The organism is Treponema sp. Marseille-Q4130, assembly GCF_014334325.1.
In the GTDB taxonomy this organism is placed as follows: Bacteria; Spirochaetota; Spirochaetia; order Treponematales; family Treponemataceae; genus Treponema_D.
On sequence record NZ_JACSET010000003.1, the window covers coordinates 207,208 to 225,444 of the forward strand.

General features: G+C 50.2%; 19 protein-coding genes. 6 read left to right on the forward strand and 13 right to left on the reverse strand.

Annotated features, from left to right (window positions below; genetic code table 11):
* Nucleotides 1–9 precede the first annotated feature (9 nt).
* The 5 genes from H9I36_RS04685 to H9I36_RS04705 all read right to left on the reverse strand — a co-directional run bounded on the left by H9I36_RS04685 (nucleotide 10) and on the right by H9I36_RS04705 (nucleotide 4,344).
* Nucleotides 10–1,218 carry a beta-ketoacyl synthase N-terminal-like domain-containing protein gene (locus tag H9I36_RS04685; RefSeq protein ID WP_187384220.1) on the reverse strand — a complete coding sequence of 403 codons (1,209 nt, stop codon included), beginning with the start codon at nucleotides 1,216–1,218 and terminating at the stop codon, nucleotides 10–12.
* Complete coding sequence (locus H9I36_RS04690; RefSeq protein WP_187384221.1) at nucleotides 1,215–1,871, reverse strand: DUF3261 domain-containing protein; 657 nt, start codon at nucleotides 1,869–1,871, stop codon at nucleotides 1,215–1,217. The genes H9I36_RS04685 and H9I36_RS04690 overlap by 4 nt, the downstream gene beginning before the upstream one ends.
* A gap of 131 nt (nucleotides 1,872–2,002) precedes the next feature.
* Entirely contained in the window at nucleotides 2,003–2,683 is a 681-nt protein-coding gene (locus H9I36_RS04695) for an ABC transporter ATP-binding protein (RefSeq protein ID WP_187384222.1), read from the reverse strand.
* Entirely contained in the window at nucleotides 2,661–3,419 is a 759-nt protein-coding gene (locus H9I36_RS04700) for an ABC transporter permease (protein WP_187384223.1), read from the reverse strand. Before H9I36_RS04700 ends, H9I36_RS04695 begins: the two co-directional genes overlap by 23 nt.
* Nucleotides 3,394–4,344 (reverse strand): ABC transporter substrate-binding protein, encoded by a 951-nt coding sequence (locus H9I36_RS04705; RefSeq protein ID WP_187384224.1) that lies wholly within the window; start codon nucleotides 4,342–4,344, stop codon nucleotides 3,394–3,396. The genes H9I36_RS04700 and H9I36_RS04705 overlap by 26 nt, the downstream gene beginning before the upstream one ends.
* 88 nt (nucleotides 4,345–4,432) lie before the next feature.
* Between H9I36_RS04705 and H9I36_RS04710 the strand changes: the two genes are divergently transcribed.
* The 6 genes from H9I36_RS04710 to H9I36_RS04735 all read left to right on the forward strand — a co-directional run bounded on the left by H9I36_RS04710 (nucleotide 4,433) and on the right by H9I36_RS04735 (nucleotide 10,050).
* Entirely contained in the window at nucleotides 4,433–5,095 is a 663-nt protein-coding gene (locus H9I36_RS04710) for a Crp/Fnr family transcriptional regulator (protein ID WP_187384225.1), read from the forward strand.
* 140 nt (nucleotides 5,096–5,235) lie between these two features.
* Nucleotides 5,236–5,889 (forward strand): cupin domain-containing protein, encoded by a 654-nt coding sequence (locus tag H9I36_RS04715; RefSeq protein ID WP_187384226.1) that lies wholly within the window; start codon nucleotides 5,236–5,238, stop codon nucleotides 5,887–5,889.
* A gap of 119 nt (nucleotides 5,890–6,008) precedes the next feature.
* A complete protein-coding gene (locus H9I36_RS04720; protein ID WP_187384227.1) occupies nucleotides 6,009–6,776 on the forward strand; it encodes an SAM-dependent methyltransferase in 768 nt (255 codons plus the stop codon).
* A 210-nt stretch (nucleotides 6,777–6,986) separates the two neighbouring features.
* The gene (locus tag H9I36_RS04725) at nucleotides 6,987–9,377 is read left to right on the forward strand and encodes an efflux RND transporter permease subunit (RefSeq protein ID WP_187384228.1); all 2,391 of its coding nucleotides are present in this window, start codon (nucleotides 6,987–6,989) and stop codon (nucleotides 9,375–9,377) included.
* Between the two features lie 104 nt (nucleotides 9,378–9,481).
* Nucleotides 9,482–9,760 (forward strand): type II toxin-antitoxin system RelE/ParE family toxin, encoded by a 279-nt coding sequence (locus H9I36_RS04730; protein ID WP_187384229.1) that lies wholly within the window; start codon nucleotides 9,482–9,484, stop codon nucleotides 9,758–9,760.
* Nucleotides 9,761–9,768: 8 nt separating this feature from the next.
* Nucleotides 9,769–10,050, forward strand: coding sequence for a HigA family addiction module antitoxin (locus H9I36_RS04735; protein WP_187384230.1), 282 nt, complete (start codon nucleotides 9,769–9,771; stop codon nucleotides 10,048–10,050).
* Between the two features lie 20 nt (nucleotides 10,051–10,070).
* Here the strand turns inward: H9I36_RS04735 and H9I36_RS04740 are convergent, their stop codons facing one another.
* The 8 genes from H9I36_RS04740 to H9I36_RS04775 form a co-directional block, all read right to left on the reverse strand.
* The gene (locus H9I36_RS04740) at nucleotides 10,071–10,364 is read right to left on the reverse strand and encodes an addiction module antidote protein (RefSeq protein ID WP_187384231.1); all 294 of its coding nucleotides are present in this window, start codon (nucleotides 10,362–10,364) and stop codon (nucleotides 10,071–10,073) included.
* Nucleotides 10,365–10,541: 177 nt separating this feature from the next.
* On the reverse strand, nucleotides 10,542–12,899 hold the full coding sequence (locus tag H9I36_RS04745; RefSeq protein ID WP_187384232.1) for an MMPL family transporter: 2,358 nt from the start codon (nucleotides 12,897–12,899) through the stop codon (nucleotides 10,542–10,544).
* Nucleotides 12,871–13,500: a LolA family protein gene (locus H9I36_RS04750; RefSeq protein ID WP_187384233.1), complete on the reverse strand. Its 630-nt coding sequence runs from the start codon at nucleotides 13,498–13,500 to the stop codon at nucleotides 12,871–12,873. The genes H9I36_RS04745 and H9I36_RS04750 overlap by 29 nt, the downstream gene beginning before the upstream one ends.
* Before the next feature lie 31 nt (nucleotides 13,501–13,531).
* Entirely contained in the window at nucleotides 13,532–13,957 is a 426-nt protein-coding gene (locus H9I36_RS04755) for an acyl-CoA thioesterase (protein ID WP_187384234.1), read from the reverse strand.
* A gap of 1 nt (nucleotide 13,958) precedes the next feature.
* Nucleotides 13,959–14,957: a lysophospholipid acyltransferase family protein gene (locus H9I36_RS04760; protein ID WP_187384235.1), complete on the reverse strand. Its 999-nt coding sequence runs from the start codon at nucleotides 14,955–14,957 to the stop codon at nucleotides 13,959–13,961.
* Nucleotides 14,950–15,753, reverse strand: a complete 804-nt coding sequence (locus tag H9I36_RS04765; protein WP_187384236.1) for a glycosyltransferase family 2 protein — start codon at nucleotides 15,751–15,753, stop codon at nucleotides 14,950–14,952. Before H9I36_RS04765 ends, H9I36_RS04760 begins: the two co-directional genes overlap by 8 nt.
* Nucleotides 15,754–15,756: 3 nt before the next feature.
* Nucleotides 15,757–16,122, reverse strand: coding sequence for an ApeI family dehydratase (locus tag H9I36_RS04770; RefSeq protein WP_021495773.1), 366 nt, complete (start codon nucleotides 16,120–16,122; stop codon nucleotides 15,757–15,759).
* A gap of 75 nt (nucleotides 16,123–16,197) precedes the next feature.
* The gene (locus tag H9I36_RS04775) at nucleotides 16,198–18,225 is read right to left on the reverse strand and encodes an AMP-binding protein (protein WP_187384237.1); all 2,028 of its coding nucleotides are present in this window, start codon (nucleotides 18,223–18,225) and stop codon (nucleotides 16,198–16,200) included.
* Nucleotides 18,226–18,237: the final 12 nt, after the last annotated feature.

Genomic DNA, 18,237 nt, shown 5'->3' on the forward strand with positions numbered 1-18,237 from the left:
CGGACACAATCACGTCAAACCCAGCACCAGGCTCGCATTCGCACCGCCGAACGCAAAGGAATTCGACATACAGATTTTTACACGCCCGGTCCGCTTTGCACCGACGGCACCCGCAATATTCAAAGGCGGCAGATCCGGATCGTACTCGCCGTCCCATACGTGTTTTGGCAGTGCGATATCGTTTCCGGTTTTTTCCGCGTTTTGAACCAATGCAGTATAGCATATTGCAGCTTCCAATGCACCCGCCGCACCGAGCGTATGCCCCGTAAGCGGTTTCGTAGAACCGACGGGAACGGTATGATCGGCAAACACTTCGGCGACGGCTTTCGCTTCCATCGCGTCGTTGAATTTCGTACCCGTTCCGTGCAGATTGATATAATCGATTTGATCGGGCATGAGTTTCGCACGGGCAAGCGCCGCTTTCATTGCACGCGCGGCTCCCGCACCGGAAGGATCGGGGGACGTCATGTGATAGGCGTCCGCGCTTTCTCCCCAGCCGAAAAGCCGCACAAGTGCGCCGTATTTCGGAGCATCCCTCGTCATAACGAAAAACGCCGCCCCTTCTCCAAGCGTGATGCCTTTCCGGTTTGCGCTGAGCGGATTCGTTATCTCCGGCGAAACGGCTTCGAGCGAATCGAAACCGAGAAGCACCGTATCGGATGCGACATCGACACCGCCTGCGATCACCGCGTCCGCAAGTCCGCTTTTTAACAATTCCGCAGCTTTGATAATCGCACCGGCGCTCGACGAACACGCAGTGCTGAAAGCAAGCGAGGGTCCGCGTATGCCGTACTTTTCCGCCACGTAAGTCGCCGCATAATCGGCGCCCTGCACTTCAAGCGTATACCCTGCGGGAAAGACTCCGTCCGCGATAAAAGCCGCGTGAGCGGGAAGCGAAAGTTCCGTACCGTTGTCGCACGAACCGACACAAACGGCAACACGGGAGGGACCGTACGCCGAAAGCGCGCCCAAGATTTCCCTCTCGATTTGAACGAGCGCCGCATCTTCGAGACGGATACATCGCATATCGAAGCGTGCCGCCGTTTTGCGCAAGACCCCGTCGTCCGCCCGACCGACAAAAAATTCTTTGCCGGAAAGAGCGCGTAGTTTTTTTATGCCCGATCGATCGCCTGCAACACACGAGCGCCACAATTCATCGACCGAAGAACCCGCCGCACACACGACGCCGGGCTTTGAAAGATACACCGGATCCGTCACAACGCCTCCGTGAGATGATATTCATAGCCGCGGAGATGGTTGATGATGCTCACCGAAGAAGATGTAATCGATATCTCTTCGATGCATTTTTTGCCGCTCATAATCCTGCGCAATTCCATGCCGTCGTCCTTCGTAACGGTAAGATCAAGCCCCGCACGGTGCAGCGACCCTGCGACCGCATCCGCATCGTAATAGGCGAATTGAATATCCGCGACGATATACTGCGCTTTGAGAGAGGCCGGCAGCACCGCCGACGCAAGCGAAAGTTCATTGCCCGTATACGTGAGCGTACCCATATCCGAACCGAAATCATTCAGCAGATTAATAAAAATACCGCCTTCGTTCGCCTGTATAAACGCCTGCATATAAAAGGACGAAGTGCCGAAACTGCCGGTAAACATATACAGAGCATCGATCGGCGAGACCATATCTTCGGGCGGAAGCAGATCGACGACGCGCGTATTCGTAACGTGCACCGGATAACGCATAGAACGCCCTTTTACCGCAGCGCAGGAAGCGAAGATCGCAAGCAGCAATAGCGCAGACACGAGGCGCAGCGCATTTTTGAAAATGGGCGCATGCCTACACGATCGTCCGGCAGCGAGCACATCGAAACGCGATGTTTCGGCCGTGCGCATTTTTTGCGTAATCATGCGCTCATTGTAAATTGTATGGCGCGCTTTGTCAAACTCGCAGGAGGGAAGCTGAGGAAGGAAGCAAGGCGCAGCGGCGGGGCGGAAGATAGGGCACAGTCAAAAGGCGGGGAAAATTATCGCCGTCAGCTTCACGCCGTTATTATTCTTAAAATCCCGTCTTTTAATTCCTGCTTTTTTGCGGGCGTAAGTCCGCTTTTGTCGTGCAAGTCGAGCGTGTCGGCAAGGCGCATCGGATTTTTTTTGCACACGAAAATAACGTCGGCAACCGAAAGCGCTTCTTCGATGTCGTGCGTAACGAATAAAATCGTATTGTTTTCTTTTTGATGGATCGCAAGCAAATCGGCAATCATCTTATGCCTGATGCCGTAGTCGAGCGACTTGAACGGTTCGTCCATAAGCAAAAGCTCACTGCCGTAATAAAGAGCGCGCGCAATCGAACAGCGCTGCTTCATACCGCCGCTCAGTTCGTCAGGGTAATAGCGCTCGAATCCGGTAAGGCCCGCCATATCGATAAAGCGCTGCACTTCTTTATCATCGCCTTCGGGATTTACCGATTTGATATTTTGCGCGACGGTCAGCCAAGGAAGAATCCTGTCTTCCTGAAACACATAGCCGATTTTTTTCCCGCCCGTTTGCAACGAGCCTTCAAAATTCGTATCGAGACCCGCGACGATATTGAGCAGCGTCGACTTTCCACAGCCGGAAGGCCCGACGATAACTGCGATGTCGCCGCCGCGCACAAAAAAAGAAAGACGGTCGATAACCGTTTTGCCGTTGTAGATTTTTTTAAGATTGTTTACGCTGAGCATATTTTTGTTCCTTCGGCACAAACAGCAGGGCGACGGCGGCTTCCAGCACATAGTACATGCACACCGACACGACCGTCCACGCGATAATTGTTTCCGGTTCGATGTTCAAACGCGCGTTCACAATTTGCCCGCCGATGCCGGAAGACGTCGTCAGCACTTCGCCCATGACGACCGTTTTGGACGCCGTACCCAAGGCGATCCGCAAGCCCGAATAAAACTGCGGCTTTACGGACGGCCACGTGATTAAAAAAAAGCGCTGCTTTTTCGTATATTTGAACACGGTTCCCATCTCAAGCAGCTTTCGGTCTACGTGCAAAACCGCATCCTGCACCGAAATCGCGATGATCGGAAAAATCGCAACCGCGACGATAAGGACGGCGGGCTTTCCGTTAAAACCGAACCAGATGATCGCAAGCACGAGCAGCGCAACGGGCGGCACAACCTGCAGCACGCCGAGAACCGGTTTGCACAGTTCCCGGCACGTTTTGCACACGCCGCACACATAGCCGACGAGGCAGCCCGCCGCAACGCCGAAAAAAAGCCCAGCGGCAAGCCTGCCCAAAGTTTTTGCCGCTTCGTGCAAAAGATCGGGAGCGGACAAAATGCGCGCAAGTATTTTACCGACGGCCGGAATCGGCGGCACTACAAGCGGCGGGTACGCCAAAGAGAGTACCCGCCACAGTGCAAGCATGGCGAGCGCCGCTATGCAGTTATTTTTTATAGAGGATTTTTTCATCGGGAACTTTTCCGCCGATCGTCGCCGGATCAAAATCGACTAAAAGCTGCCAAAACTGCTGCAAGTCGGCTTTCGCATCGTATGCGTTTTTATAGATAAGTCCCATGCGCGGAATCGCTTTTTGCACAACCTGCGCTTTCATGCCGAGCTTGGAATCGGCAAGAGCTGCCGCCTTGTCGGGATTTTGCAGCACCCAGTTCAGCGCCTTTTCGTATTCCGCTTCAAAGCGTGCGACAAGTTCGGCATTGTCTTTTATGAATTTCGATTTTGCGCCGAAGCCCGCATTCGGAATAATCGTGTTGTCGTCGGTAACTTTTTTCCATTCTTCTTCGAACGAAAACGCGACACGCGCATTTTTATTCTGCATTAAAATCGCCGTAACCTGCGGCTCGATCATCGTCGCATATTGAATTTTTCCGGCGGCCATCATCTGCGCAATTTCCGGACGCGAAGAGTAGATAATCGTTACGTCTTTTTTCGGCGTAAGTCCGGCTTTTTTCATAAAAAACTGCGTGATAACGTCGGGCGGAGAAGACTGCAGCGGGACATACACGGTCTTCCCTTTTAAATCCGACCAGTTTTTAAGCGCGGGATCGGTCGTCAAAAAATACGAAACGCCCCACGTGTCCACGTTCGTCAGCGTTACGGGAACGCCCTTGTTGTACAGCTTTGCGATGACCGTCAGCGGAAACGCAAACATATCGAAATCGCCGCTCTGCACCATCGCGATAAGTTTTTCCGGCGCATCCCAAATCGTATATTCGATTTTGACGTTTTCGCCGAGCGCATTCGATTCGATCATGCGCAAAACGGGCAAAGCGGGCGGCGCTTTCGGCATGCCGATGCGGATCACCTGTTCCTTTGCAAAGGCGGCACAGTTCAGCGCAATAAACAGCGCGGCCGCGACAGACAGTATTTTTTTCATCTCTGATACCTCCGGATGATTGACACTGTCTAAAAGTTAGCATAAACTAATAAAAAATTCCGTTGCCGCTGCAACAAACGGGGAAAAAATGCTGAATTTTTATACGTCGTTTTTGGCGCGAACGGCGGTATTCAAAGGGATTCCCGCCAAAGACATAGACAAAGCGATCGCCTGCCTGCGCGGATTTTACCGTTCCTTCGAGTGCGGGCAGGAAATATACCGTTCCGGCGACATCGTCTCTCATGCGGGAATCGTCGTCGACGGGTGCGTTCACGCCGAACAAATCGGTGTAGACGGAAAAACCGTGCTGCTCAAAGAAATCGGACGAGGAGAATCTTTCGGAGAAGCGCTGTGCTGCCTCAGACAGGTGAACCCGTTTTTGCGCATTATCAGCGCGGAAAAGACGAAGGTTCTGTTCATTCAGCTTCCCTCGGAAGACGGTACAAATCGGTGCGGCTGTCCCTACCGCATAATCGTGCTCGAAAATCTGTTGCGCGAAATGGCACTCAATATTCAGCATCTCAACATGAAGATTCAGCTTTTGGCGCAGCCGACGCTCCGCGACAAACTTTTGTTTTATCTGCGTCTTACGCAAAACACGCTGCACCGCAATTCATTTACGCTGCCGTTTACGCGCGAAAAACTCGCACAGTTCATATCGGCGGACAGGAGCGCCGTCTCTCGCGAATTGAGCCGCATGAAGGACGAAGGAATTATTCAAATTGAAGGGAAAACGATAACGCTGAAGTAAGCTTACCGCATCGTCGGAAATCGCTTTATCGACCGACATACGAAACGGATGAAAAAAAATTCCGTAATTTTGTTGCCGGAGCAACGGATTCCGTATCGGATTTACAGTATGTTAGTTACAGGTAATTTACGGAGGCCGATATGCTGAAAAGCAAACATATATTTTCCATCGCAAAAGACAATGCACCGGTAGAAGGGTGTACGGTTTCGGAAAAGGTGCTGGAAGGCAATGCGTGCAGCATGAGCGTTTTTTCGATTGCTGCGGGCACAAACATCAGCCCCGAAAGCTACGACTATCCGAAAATTTGGAAGATCGAAGAAGGCGGCGCCGAAGTGCTGTATTTGACGGCGGAAAAGCCGCAACTTAGGCGCGGCGATATTTTTATCGTACCGCAAAACATTCCCGTCGGCATACGAAGCAAAACGGGATGCATATATTCGGAAATACTTTTTGATAAGGAGTGTATTATGAACGACATTTTAAAGAGCGCGAAAGTTTTCGCATTAAAAGAGCTTCTCCCTTATAAAGACGGGAAGATCGTAAACATGGACCTCGTCGACAGCGACAAAACCAAATTCGTGATTATGGCTTTCGACGCGGGAACGGGATTGTCCGAACATTCCGCCCCCGGAGATGCGATCATATTCTGTCTCGACGGCGAAGGCATTATCGGATATGAAGGAAAAGAGTACCGCATTCACGAAGGCGAAAATTTCAAGTTCGATAAAAACGGCAAGCACTACGTCAAAGCGGAAGGCAAATTCAAAATGGCTTTGCTGCTCGTCCGCGACTAATTGCAGTTTACACCCCAGAGATGTATAGCGTACAGCTGACTTACTTTTAAACTCGGCGATCTGTCAAAAAAAACCGATTGCTCTTGCGGCAGCTGTACGCGCAGAAAAAAGGAGGCAGTATGTACGGTGAAGCGGGGCATATATTTTTGGCAAGGCTGGGCAAAACGACGCTGCGTCCCGGAGGAATCGATGCGACCGCATGGCTCATCGAACAGGCAAATATAAAAAGCGATACGAAAATTCTTGAAGTCGCGTGTAATATGGGAAGGACGATGATTCAGCTGTCGAAAAAATTCGGCTGCAAAATCACCGGCGTGGATCTCGATAAAGACGCGCTTAAAAAAGCGGAAGCAAACATTAAGAAAAATCATCTTGAGGATAAGCTGACGCTGATTCACGGAGATGCGCTCGCATTGCCGTTCGACGATGCAAGTTTCGACATCGTTGTCAACGAAGCGATGCTGACGATGCTTGTCGGCGATAAAAAAGACAAAGCGCTCAAAGAATATTTCCGCGTACTCAAGCCCGGCGGACTGCTTTTGACGCATGACGTTGCCTTCAGAACATCCGATCCCGCCGTACAAAGAGAGCTTCGTACCGGATTGAGCAAAGCGATAAACGTCAGCGTCGAACCGCTCGATGCCGCCGGCTGGGAAGCGCTCTTTTGCAAAAACGGATTTTCCGTTATGCAAAAATGCGGAGATATGACGTTGATGAGCCCGCGCGGCATGATCCATGACGAAGGCTTTACGAACGCGCTTCGAATTGTGCGAAACGCGATGAAAAAAGAAAACAAAGCGATGTTCAAACAAATGTTCCGCTTTTTCAACGGACACAAAAAAGAACTCGCCTACATTTGCAGTGTCGGGATAAAGCCGAACGATTAAATCCGAAAGAGTGGAAACAGCGGCAAACATTCCCGATTTTACTCCGCCCTTGCTCCATCGACAATTTCACTTATTATTGACACGCCTTGTAAATTAGCGTAAGCTAACACCCGTATATATCGTACGATTTTACGATCCGATATACCGCGCACATGTATTAAACCGATTTGAAATTCGCAGATTTGCGTACGGTTTAATCGAGGAGCATATATGAAAGTTCTGGAAATAAACAAAGCGTTCCGAAAATTCGGAGAAATCCAAGTAAAATTTCGATGGCTTTTTTTACTCGCAATGTTCGTCATTACCGCGGTCGGGCTTTCTGGTTTGCGAAAATTCGTCGCTGAAGATCTGCAGGAAGACTGGTTCGGCGACAAAGAAAAAATCAAACTCGCAACCGATCGCTTTGAAGAAACCTTCGGCAACGAAGACGTCATCACGGTTTTGGTGCAAACGAAGGACGTATTCGATTCCGACGTGCTCAACATGATCGACCGGCTCGGAAACGAAATGATGGAAACGATTCCCTACGCGCGCGATGTTATGTCCGTCGTCGAAGTTTCGGTCGCGAAAGGTACCGACGACGGTATGCAGGTTGTCACACCGTTCGAAGACGGCATACCCGACACGCACACTGCCGAAGGCAAAGCGGAAATGGAATCGATCAAAAAATTTCTACTCTCGCGCGAAGCGATTGCAAACAAACTCGTCTCCGAAGATGCGACCGAAACTTGGGTCATCCTCTATCTGTACGGTTACGGCGAAGAAGACAATAAAGCGCGCACCGGCATGTATAAAGCGGGACGAGCCGCACACAAACTGCTCGAAGACCCGAAGTGGCAAAGCGACAAATGGAATCTTATCTGTGCGGGCACTCCGTACACGGAGTGCGAAGAATCCGACGTCATGCGAAAAGAAATGTCGCGCAACCTTATAAGCGGCTTTATCGCGATGATCATCTGTTTGATTTTATTCGTGCGCTCGCTGCGCGGTCTCATCGTCCCGCTTTTTTCGACGGTGGGCGGCATCGGCGTCGTGTTCGGTTTTATGTCATACTTCGGCATCGTAGCCGATCAAAATATGATGACGATTCCGATCTTGCTCGGCATGGCGCTGTCGGTCGGCTATTCGATCCACTACATCAATTCGTTTAAACTGCATTTCAGACAGACGGGTATTCGAAAAGAATCGGTTATCATGTCGGTCGAAGAAACCGGCTGGCCGCTTTTCTTTACCGCGCTCACGACGATCGCATCCCTCATCTCTTTCGCCCTCGTCGACATCGGTCCGCTCAAATGGCTCGGCTTGACATCGTCGGCAACCGTTTTGGTCGTATTCCTCTACGCGATCATCCTGATCCCCGTACTGCTTTCGTTCGGCAAAGACAAAAAAAAGGAAGAAAGCGCAACGGTGCAAAAAATGACGAAAGCCGACCTCGCGTTCGAATCGTTCGGAAAACGCGTGTTGAAACACAGCAAAGCCGTCCTCATCGTCGGCTTCGCGATGATCGTCGTCTTTATTCCGGGAATTTTTAAAATCCGCGTAACGCTCGACTATATCGAAATGCTCGGATTAAAGATCCCGTACATCGCTCGCTTGGCAAAACTGCAGGACACGCAGCTCGGCTCGGTGTATTCGTATAAAATATTAATCGAATATCCCGACGTCGATGAATTCAAAAAACCGGAACGCATGTTCGCACTCGAAAAGCTCGAAAACACGCTCGGCAATTTAAGTTTGACGAGAAAATCGAACGGGAAGCCGCGCGTCAAATCGGTACTCGATATCGTAAAAGAAACGAACCGCATGCTGAACGGCGACGATCCGGCGTATTATTCGATCCCCGACGACGAAGACCTTTTGACACAGGAACTCTTCCTGTACGAAATAACCGGCGGCTCTCGGCTCTACGATTGGCTCAACGCCGATTACAACATGGCATACGTCAATGTCAACCTCGCGACATACGACAGCAGTCAAATCGCGTCGAACATCGCGGATGCGGAAAAAGCCGCCGAAGAACTTTTTCCCGGAGCCGAAGTTTCCGCCATCGGAGCGGTCGCCGAGTTTGCCGAAATGAACGGAAAAATCGTACGCGGAGAATTGAAATCGTTTGCAGGTTCATTCATCATGATCGCCGCAATGCTCATCCTCGTGTTTATGAGCATTCGGACGGGACTCATCGGAATGATCCCGAACATCACACCGGTCATCATCCTTGCCGGCATCATGGGCTATTTCCGCTTCCAGCTCGATATGATGACGATGACGATCATGCCGATGATACTCGGCATCGCCGTCGACGATACGATCCACTTTATCAATCACGTCAAATATTATTACGAAGTGCACGGAAATTACAAAGATGCGATTTTGCGCACATATCTTGAAATCGGAAAGACGATGTGTATGACAACGGTAATCATCTGCGCCATGTTCCTCATCTACGCGTTCAGCCCGATGAACACGATGCATCGCATAGGAATGCTTTCGATCATCGGTTTGACGACGGCTTTGGCTGCGGACTACCTTATGACGCCTGTGCTCATCTACGTGACGAAGCCGTTCGGAAAAGAGTTCGACGGGATCGAGCGAAAGCGCTGATCGACAATCGACGCAAACGCCCCGCAGTTTTGCGGAGCGTTTGTATACAGCGGAAAACCATTGGTATAACTTGATACGTTACGCGTTATTAAATATAATCAATTATGATTAAATCATGGCGGCATAAGGGTCTTAAAGATTTTTTCGAAACCGGGAATAAAGCGGGAATTATTCCTGAACATGCTTCCAAACTGGGACGAATTTTAGACCGTCTGGATTCAAGTATAAATCCGCAGGATATGAACTTACCGGGATATAGACTTCATCAATTACAAGGGCGGAAAAAAGGAATGTGGTCGGTAACAGTAAACGGAAACTGGCGCGTTACTTTTTATTTTGAGGGACAAGATGCATTTCTTGTCGATTATCAGGATTACCATTAAGGATAACTATGGCTAGAAAACCGACTCATCCGGGCGAAGTATTCTTAAAAGATGTTCTTGAACCGTTGGGAATAACCATCACCGATGCGGCAGAAATGCTTGGGGTTACAAGAAAAACTCTCTCGGAATTTGTAAATGAAAAATCCGCGTTAAGTCCGGAAATGGCAATTAGGATTGCTAAAGCAACGGCTACAACACCGGAAAGCTGGATGGCAATGCAAATGAAACTTACGTTATGGCTTGCGATGCAAAACGCGCCGAAAAATGTAAAAGTCGCCTGCTTCGGGTAGAGGACTAATATTCCGATTCGTTACATCGTTTTTGCTATCGGTGTAGGCGTGAGTGTATAGCCGATAGCATGAAGAATGTTAAACACCGTTGAAAAAGCGGGGTTCGCTTCGGGGGCAAGTGCCTTGTAAAGCCCGTCTCTTGTAATGCCCGCTTCCTTTGCCGTCTCTGTCATCCCTCTTGCCCTTGCCACCGCGTTTATTGCACGGAGCAATTCCTCTTGTGTGCCGTCCTTTGCAACAAGTTCAAGATAGCCTTTTTGTAATTCTTCGGTATCAAGATATTCTGCCATATCAAATTCAGTCAATTTTTCCATAATCGATACCCCCGGCCATTTTCTTGGCGGTCTTTATATCCTCATCTTGTGTTGATTTATCACCACCCACAAGAAGAAATAATCAATGAGATTGCCTCTATCCTTTATAACGGCAATTAGAATTTTAGCGGTACCCGAATTCGGTGTACGATACCGACGCGCTTCATAAATCGCCCCCTACAACACCGTACACAAAAACGCCGTCGTCAATCCTAAAAAGATCGAAAGACCGAGCATGTGTACCGGCACGAAGGAACTGAGCGCGAGTGCACCGAAGGAAACGGCGGTCGTCAAAAACGACAGCAAAATCGCAAAAGGTTCGAGGCGAGCGTTCACCGTCGTATCGCTGCGCTTTTCATTTTCGACCATATAGATCACGTAGTCGAGACCGAGACCGAACACCAAAATCATACCGGTGATCGAAAAAAATTCGAGCGCTATGCCGCGCGCCGAAAATATCGATGCGATGACGAGCACGATGAGCAGCGGGATAGATGCGATCTTCAGCGTGTGCCGCCAATTATAAAAAATCTTCAGCACGATGACGATGACGACGTATGCGATTGCAAACAGCGTCAAAATCGTCTTTGTCAAACGATCCAAATCGCGTCCGATGTCTTTGATTTTATTTTCAAAATAGACGTTCGGATTTTCCGCCGCGATCCGTATATACGCCGCTTCGTCGGTGATCGAAATGGGAAGCACGATGGAATAGTACCGCCCGTCAATTTCGCCGAGCCATGCGGACGATATCGCTTTTTTGAGGTACGACGGGATATCGCCGTCGGGAGTGATGTACTTTGCTGCGTCCGCGTCGTACGATGCCTGCAGCTCCGACGCAAGCGACGCATTATAGCCGAGCATTTCGTATTGGACGGGTGCGAGCGGTAAAAGATTTCCCGCCGTTTCGTACGATTTTTTTTGCTTTGCAAGGGATGGGATATACTGCGACGTTGCGATAAAACCGCCGAGCGCTTTACCTTCGTTGACTTCCGACAGACGCTTGCAGAGCGCTTCTTCTTCTTCGAGCGTTTTTTCAACCGTGTCTCCGGCTATGATAAACCAGCCGGTCGGATTGTAGTTGAGCACTTTATACGAAATGACCGCATCTTCGCGGACACGTCCGGTCGCTTCGTATAAGGTGTTGACGTCGTTTTTTATTTTAATATTTTTACGGTTGACGAAAAGCGTCGTAAGCGTTACGGCAAAAATCGAAACTACTGCAATTCTGCCGATTTTCTTTTTGTCATACCACTTAGGCGCGGCAAGCGCATCGATGAGCGGGATCGCGCGCTTGGTATCTGCCGGCATCGCAAGCAGAGGATACACGCTTACGACGGTTAAAAACGCGCTGAAAATGCCGGTAAGCGAAAATACCGCCATCTGCTTGAGCAATCCGAACGGCGCAAATACGAGAATAAAATAGCAGAGTTCGGTGGAGATGAGCGACAGTAAAAGACCGGTCATCAAATGACGGCGGATCTCCGCACCGCTTGCGAGCATCCTGTTCGCTTTCCAGTGGATGAAAAAGTGCAGACTGTAATCGATACACGAGCCGATGAGCGATGTGCCGAACACGAGCGTCAGTATGTGGATCTGACCGAAGCATGTATACGTCATCGCAAATGCCGCCGCGATCGAAAGTAAAATCGATGCGATGGACAAAACGAGCGGCAGCGGATTTTTAAACACGATCAGCAGTAAAATAATAATGCCGAGCAGCGTTACGGTCGAAATGATCGAAATCTCTCTGCTCGCCGACGTCGAACTTTTGTGACTGTGAAAGGGAGTACCCGAATACACAAAACGCACGCCGTCTTTTTCGAGCGGTTCGCACACGTCGTAAATCTGCACGACGGCGTTCGACTTGCTTGCAAGCGCCGCCCCTTCTTTGCTTAAAATGCCCTGAACCATCACATACCAGCTGCCGTCGTATTGGGCAGCGAGCACACCGTCTTTCGGCGACATGGACGTACCGGAATTTTGCAGCGATGCGAGGTAGTACTGCAATACGTATTCGTCGAGCATAAACGGATCGTCTTCCAGTTTGTCGAGCGAAGAAAAGGTAAAGGCGCCGTAGGCTTTTGCAAGCGCATTTTCCGCAAAGCTTTCCGCGCCGCCCGGAGATGAAAGCGTTTCGACAGCTTCATCGTCGAGCAGATTCCAGCGATACCGGTGCACAAAGTCCATCACGCTTTGGAGCATCGCTTCATCGGAATACAGCGACACCGATTTAAAACGCGGACTGTCTTTCAATTCACTGTAGACGGTTTCCGCGACGGACTTCGCCGTATCGAAATCTTTATGCGACACGAGGATAAATACGTTTTGCCCCGTCATTTCGGTAAGGCGTTCGTCGGCGACACCCATCGCTTTGCCGATGTCCGGCTTCGGCAGCATATTAAAAAGATCGGCGTCGAGGTTTACCGTACCCGCGCGTGCAATGATAAAAAGACAAGGGACGAGGACGAGCGCGTGGAAAACAAGCCATGCAAATGCAAATGTTTTATTTTGCGGTAAAGACGGCTTTTTCATCTGCTGAAAGCTCCTTCGGATACTTTTGATTCGAAAACGTATAGGTGACGGTATCGCCGCCCGCTTCGGTCATAACGATCGTATCGAATTCGGCACCGCCGGACGCGCCCGTTCCGCCGAGTGCGAGCGTTTTCATCACGGCGGCGACGGTCTTATCTTTCGGAGTAAGAACGGCATTCCATCTGTTTCCGTCGGAAGAAAAAGCGACCGAAAAATTTTCGTACAGTTTTTTCACATTGCCGGAAAAAATCGAAGAGAGCGTCGTCGAAATGCTCGTAAAGATTTGATTGTTCGACGCGTCGATGACGGTCTTCTTGCCGTCGGGCGTCGTCTGAATGACGCTCGTCAATCCCACGACGAGCGACGACGGAAAGGGTTTCAGCGTTTTCCACATAATGCCGTCGAGGCTGAATATAAAGGTCCCGCTCGACGTGAGCGATCGGTTTACTTTTGAAATCGTGCGCACCTGCGTAAAATTCCCGGTCGTATTCGGATGGCGCGCGAGGTCGGCGCACACGGCATCGAATGTCGCATCCGCCGCAAAGAGCGGCATCGCCGCAAAAGCAAGAACACATATAAAATTAACAATTATCTTTTTCATGCAATACCTCCGCAAGCGCCATTCGACGCCGTTATTTTTTTAACAATTTTTCAACGCGGGTTATCAATTTTTCGGGACACACGAAACACGTTTCGCCCGTTTGCAACTTTACCGCCATCTGCGTGCTTTCCGCCTTTGTCGCAAGGACGCCGGTCTTCGCGTCGTAAATCTCGTAACGTATTTTAAGACGATTTTCGTATTCAATCAATGATGCTTTGATTCTCGCCTCGTCTCCGAAAGCAAGAGAACGCACGTATTTTATCTTCAGCTCCGCGACTGGAAACGCGTAGCCGTCTTCGACCATCTGCAGATAGCCGTAGCCGATTTTATCGAGCAGCGCGCATCTGCCGCGTTCGATGAATTTTACGTAATTTCCGTGCCACGCGACGCGCATCGAATCGACGTCGTAAAATTCGACTTTAAATGTCATCTCTTCCGAAACGAGCGAACCGTTCATATCATGCTTCCTTGCGATTTTCGTTTTCCGTCCAAAAATTAAAAAAATTATACCACTGCAAAGGATACATTATGCAATACTGTTCCAAGAGAGCGACGTATTCGCGGCACAAGCGCCTGATCCGCGCCTCCCGTTCGGCGCGCGGACAATCGAATGCTATGCCCGTTTTATGTACGTGCATCGAATAGCGCGGAGTGAGCATGAGCGTCTTTTCGCGGAGCGCAAAGACGAAATACGTCGGCGCTTTTAAAAGCGCTGCAAGCAAAAAAGCGCCGTACGAAAACCGCGCAGGCTTCCCGAGAAAGTTTTCGATTATCGCCCTGTCCGCAGTATTGAACGACGTGCGGTCTGCGGCGATGACGACGAGGCCGCCTTCGTCGATTCTGTCCATCAACAGCGAAATCGTTCCCGCGTTGATTTCATCGGCGTTTATTATATTGAGCTGCACGTGCGGATTGATCGATTTTATCGTATTGTTGAATTTTTTCGTCGTATTCAAATTCAAAATCGCCGTAACGGGAACATAGTGCGACACGCCCGTACGTCCGTATTCTGCAAGGCTCCTGAGCATTTCGATGTTGCCCAAATGCGAACCGATGAGCAGCGCGCCTCTTTTTCGATCGAGCTGATCGATCAGCGATTTAACGTCGTCTTTTTGGAGCGCGATTTTATTAAAATCGATTTTACCGCACCATCCTTCGATCTTTTCGATGATGCACAGCGCAAACGAAACGATGTGCCTATAGACGTAGGGCCGCTTTATGCAATCACCCCTGTCCGCAGTATATCGCAGCAACCGGTTTTGATATGCGCGCGATTCGTCTCGGGCGCGCTTCGAACACGCAAAATAAAAAAACGAAATGGGAAAAGCGAGCAAACCGATAAACCACAAAGGCAGGTGCGAAATGAGCCACACGGTAAATTCGATCGGGCGGCTGCTCGACACTTCTTCCCGTTTTTGTGTCCAGTGCTTATCCGCGCTTTCCGCAGGTTCAGCCATAAGCCCTTCTTCTGCAAATAGCGCGGAACGTCAGAACCGGCAAGCGCACGATCATACCCAAAAACAATTTCGTAAACGACAGCGATATGCGGATATTGTCGCGCACCATGCGGAAATTCGAAATGCCGTCTGCGGGGTAAGTCACGCGCACCGGATAGGATTTTATATGCACGCCGCTCCATACGAAGTGTACGAGGATGTCCGCGTCGTATCCCATGCGCGCATCGACGCACGCGCGGTGAGTGAGCAGGCGGCAATACGGCGCTACCGGATAGATTCGAAACCCGCACATGGCGTCGACGATTTCATCGCTCAGAGACACAAAGCGTGCCCAGCGGTTTGAAATCTCTCTGCCTTTTTTGCGCGAGGCCGGCACCGACTCGTCGAATACGGGTGTACCGCAGATAAGGCAAGAGGGATTTTCTTCCGCCGCTTCGATAAAAAAAGAAGCGCGCGACGCGTCATGCTGTCCGTCCGAATCGATTTGAAAGACGTGCGTCAAACCGAGCTCGTGCGCTTTTAAAACGCCGCTCGTCATCGCTTTGCCTTTGCCGCCGTTTTTTTTCCGTTCGACAAGTACGGCAAGCGGGCACGAATCGACCGCCGCGCGGATCTGCATTTTATTCGCCGCATCGTTGCCGTCGTCCACGACGATGATCGGCCGTCCGTATACGGCAAGAGAGCGGATAACGGAGCCGACCGTCGAACCGTGATTATACACGGGGATGACAAAACCGAGCTCTATCGGAGCTTTTTGCGCCTTATCGTTTTGCGCAGCGTTTTGCATCGCACCCATAGACTACACCGCAGCGACGAAGATTCCCGACGAATACGCTTTATCGGATTTTTTTGCATCCCGGAGCAAAAACGACATCGATTTTTTTTCGCGATTGAAATCAAGCTTTAAGCGGACGAGCGTGTCGGGTCTGATCGGCGCGGAAAATTTAATGCGTTTGATTTCCGGCACATAGCGCTGCGTACCGAAATATTTTTTTGAAAACCGCGTTATAATTTCGAACTGTGCGACGGCCGGGAGCAGTTTAAACTCCGGAAAATGCCCGTCGAAAAAATCGCTCGAAGCAGGAATAAAAAATTCGATCTCTGCGGAATCTCCGCTCTGCGAAAGAACCTTTTCATCGACGATATCGTGCAGATTTTCACTCATGGTTATCATGCCCCCTTTTCATATACGCCGCCGCGCCGTATTCCGCCCGCACGGCATCACGCCTCCGTACCGTTTTTATCGTACGGCCGCATCCGACGCATCGCGCGTTGCAAACAAAGCTGCGATATCTTCCTTGTGCTTTTTACCCTGCACGTCGCACGGAAGAGAGGCGACATAGCGCCAGCGTTTCGGAATAACGACGTTTTCAAAATAATTCATAAGATAGTCGTGAAAGAATTTATTAATCGTCAATTTTTTTTCGTTTTGAAATTTCCGTTTGCCGTCAGCATTGAGTACGAGCGCGGCCGCAAGATACTGGCGCACGTCTTCGAGCGCGACGACTTTTACGTCGGAAACGAAGCCGCTCTGCAAAAGCCTGTTTTCGACTTCCGTCATCGAAATGCGTTTTTCCTCTATCTTTACGATCGAGTCGGCCCTGCCTTTCATGACGAATCTGCCGTCGGGGAGAAGATCCGCCAAATCGGCGGTCGCAAAGCCTTTCGGGTCTTTGATATACGGAGAGACGATGACAAGACAGCCGTCTTCCCCTTTCCAAATCTTCGCGTTGTCGAACGGCGTCCACGCAAGTCCGTCCTTCGTCTGCTGCCGATACGCGATGCCGCTCGTCTCCGTCGAACCGTACACTTCAAGCGGACAAAAACCGAATACGGCTTCCGTCTTTTCGGCAAGCTCTTTCGAAACGGCTCCCCCGCTTGTAAAGATAAAGCAATCGTCGAGCGGCAGTTTCCGCTCCGTTTCAACGGTGCGCTTTAAAAACGCGGGCGTCGCGATGATCATGTAGGATTCGTCGGACAGCGTTTCGAATTCTTCGGGATATTCGATGCGCGTACGGCGGAAGGGAACGCCGTAGCCGAAGGGGAGCGCGATGCCGAACAAAAAACCGTAGATGTGGTGCTGGCTCACCGTCGTAACGAGTTTTCGCTTTGCGAATTCCGCGCCCCACTTCGAAAAGACGAACGCGTTGTCGAGTTCGAATTCGGTCATGCGCTGGCGGACGCCTTTGGGCTTTCCGGTACTGCCCGATGTGTAGAGCAAAATATCCGTATCGTCCGCGACGATTTTCGGAAGCGAACGCATATCGCTTTCGGACGGAAAAGCAGCCTTTTCGACGACATCGGGAATAAAAATCGAATCGGCAATATCGCGGTCGGTTAAAAATTCGACGCCGTCCGTTTTGATTTCCGCGATGAATTCGCGCGTAACGTTTTGCGTCAAAAGTACCGTTTTTTTGCACTGCAAAAGCGCAATGAACGCGCACAGAAAATACCAATAATCTTCGCAGTGGAGAATATATTTTTGTGCGGATTTTTCGGAAATGAATTTTCGAAGCTTTGCCGAATCGGAAAGAAAATCACGCCACGTTTTATACACGCCGTCCGACCACTTCCGTTCGTAACAGACGATAAAATCGTCAGGGCGGGAACCCGCCGTAAATGTGCTGATCGTATGTGCTTTCGGCATTTTTTTTTGTACCCGCCTTCTGATAATAAATTCAACGGCAAACATACAGCCCATGAGCACGTATGAAATGCCGCCGTTGTATATCGACCACACCGTATCGGAGCAAAAAAACGCCGTAAATGCCGACACACTTCCGTTGCAGATAAAAAAGACGCACCACGCGACGGTCACTTTGCGGCAGTACCGCTCTATCGAGCTTTCCGCTGCAGAGCCGCGTATCGTTTTATCCTGCAGACACGCAAACCTGAAAATGATGTTCGGCGGCAAAAAAAGCGTGCTGCCGAAAACGGCGAGTAGCGTTGCGCTGATCGTTACCGAATACAATTTTAAAAATACGGTCCGATTCGTAAAAAAACAAAAAAGACCTGCTGCAAGAAAAAGCACGGACTGCGCAAGCGGCTTCCAATCGAAAGACCGCTTTACGCTTTTTACCGTTTCATTTTCTTTTACGTTCGTCCTCTGCGACCGCCCCGTCGCGCTCAAAAAAAACGCGAAGGCGAGGGCGACGATACACAGCGATAAAATCCTGACCGGAAGTTTTAATACGACAAGGAACGCAAAGACGAGGACGGGATAAAGCGCCGCAACCGCATAAAAAAAAACCTTAACAAATTTTTTCATCAATCGGAAACG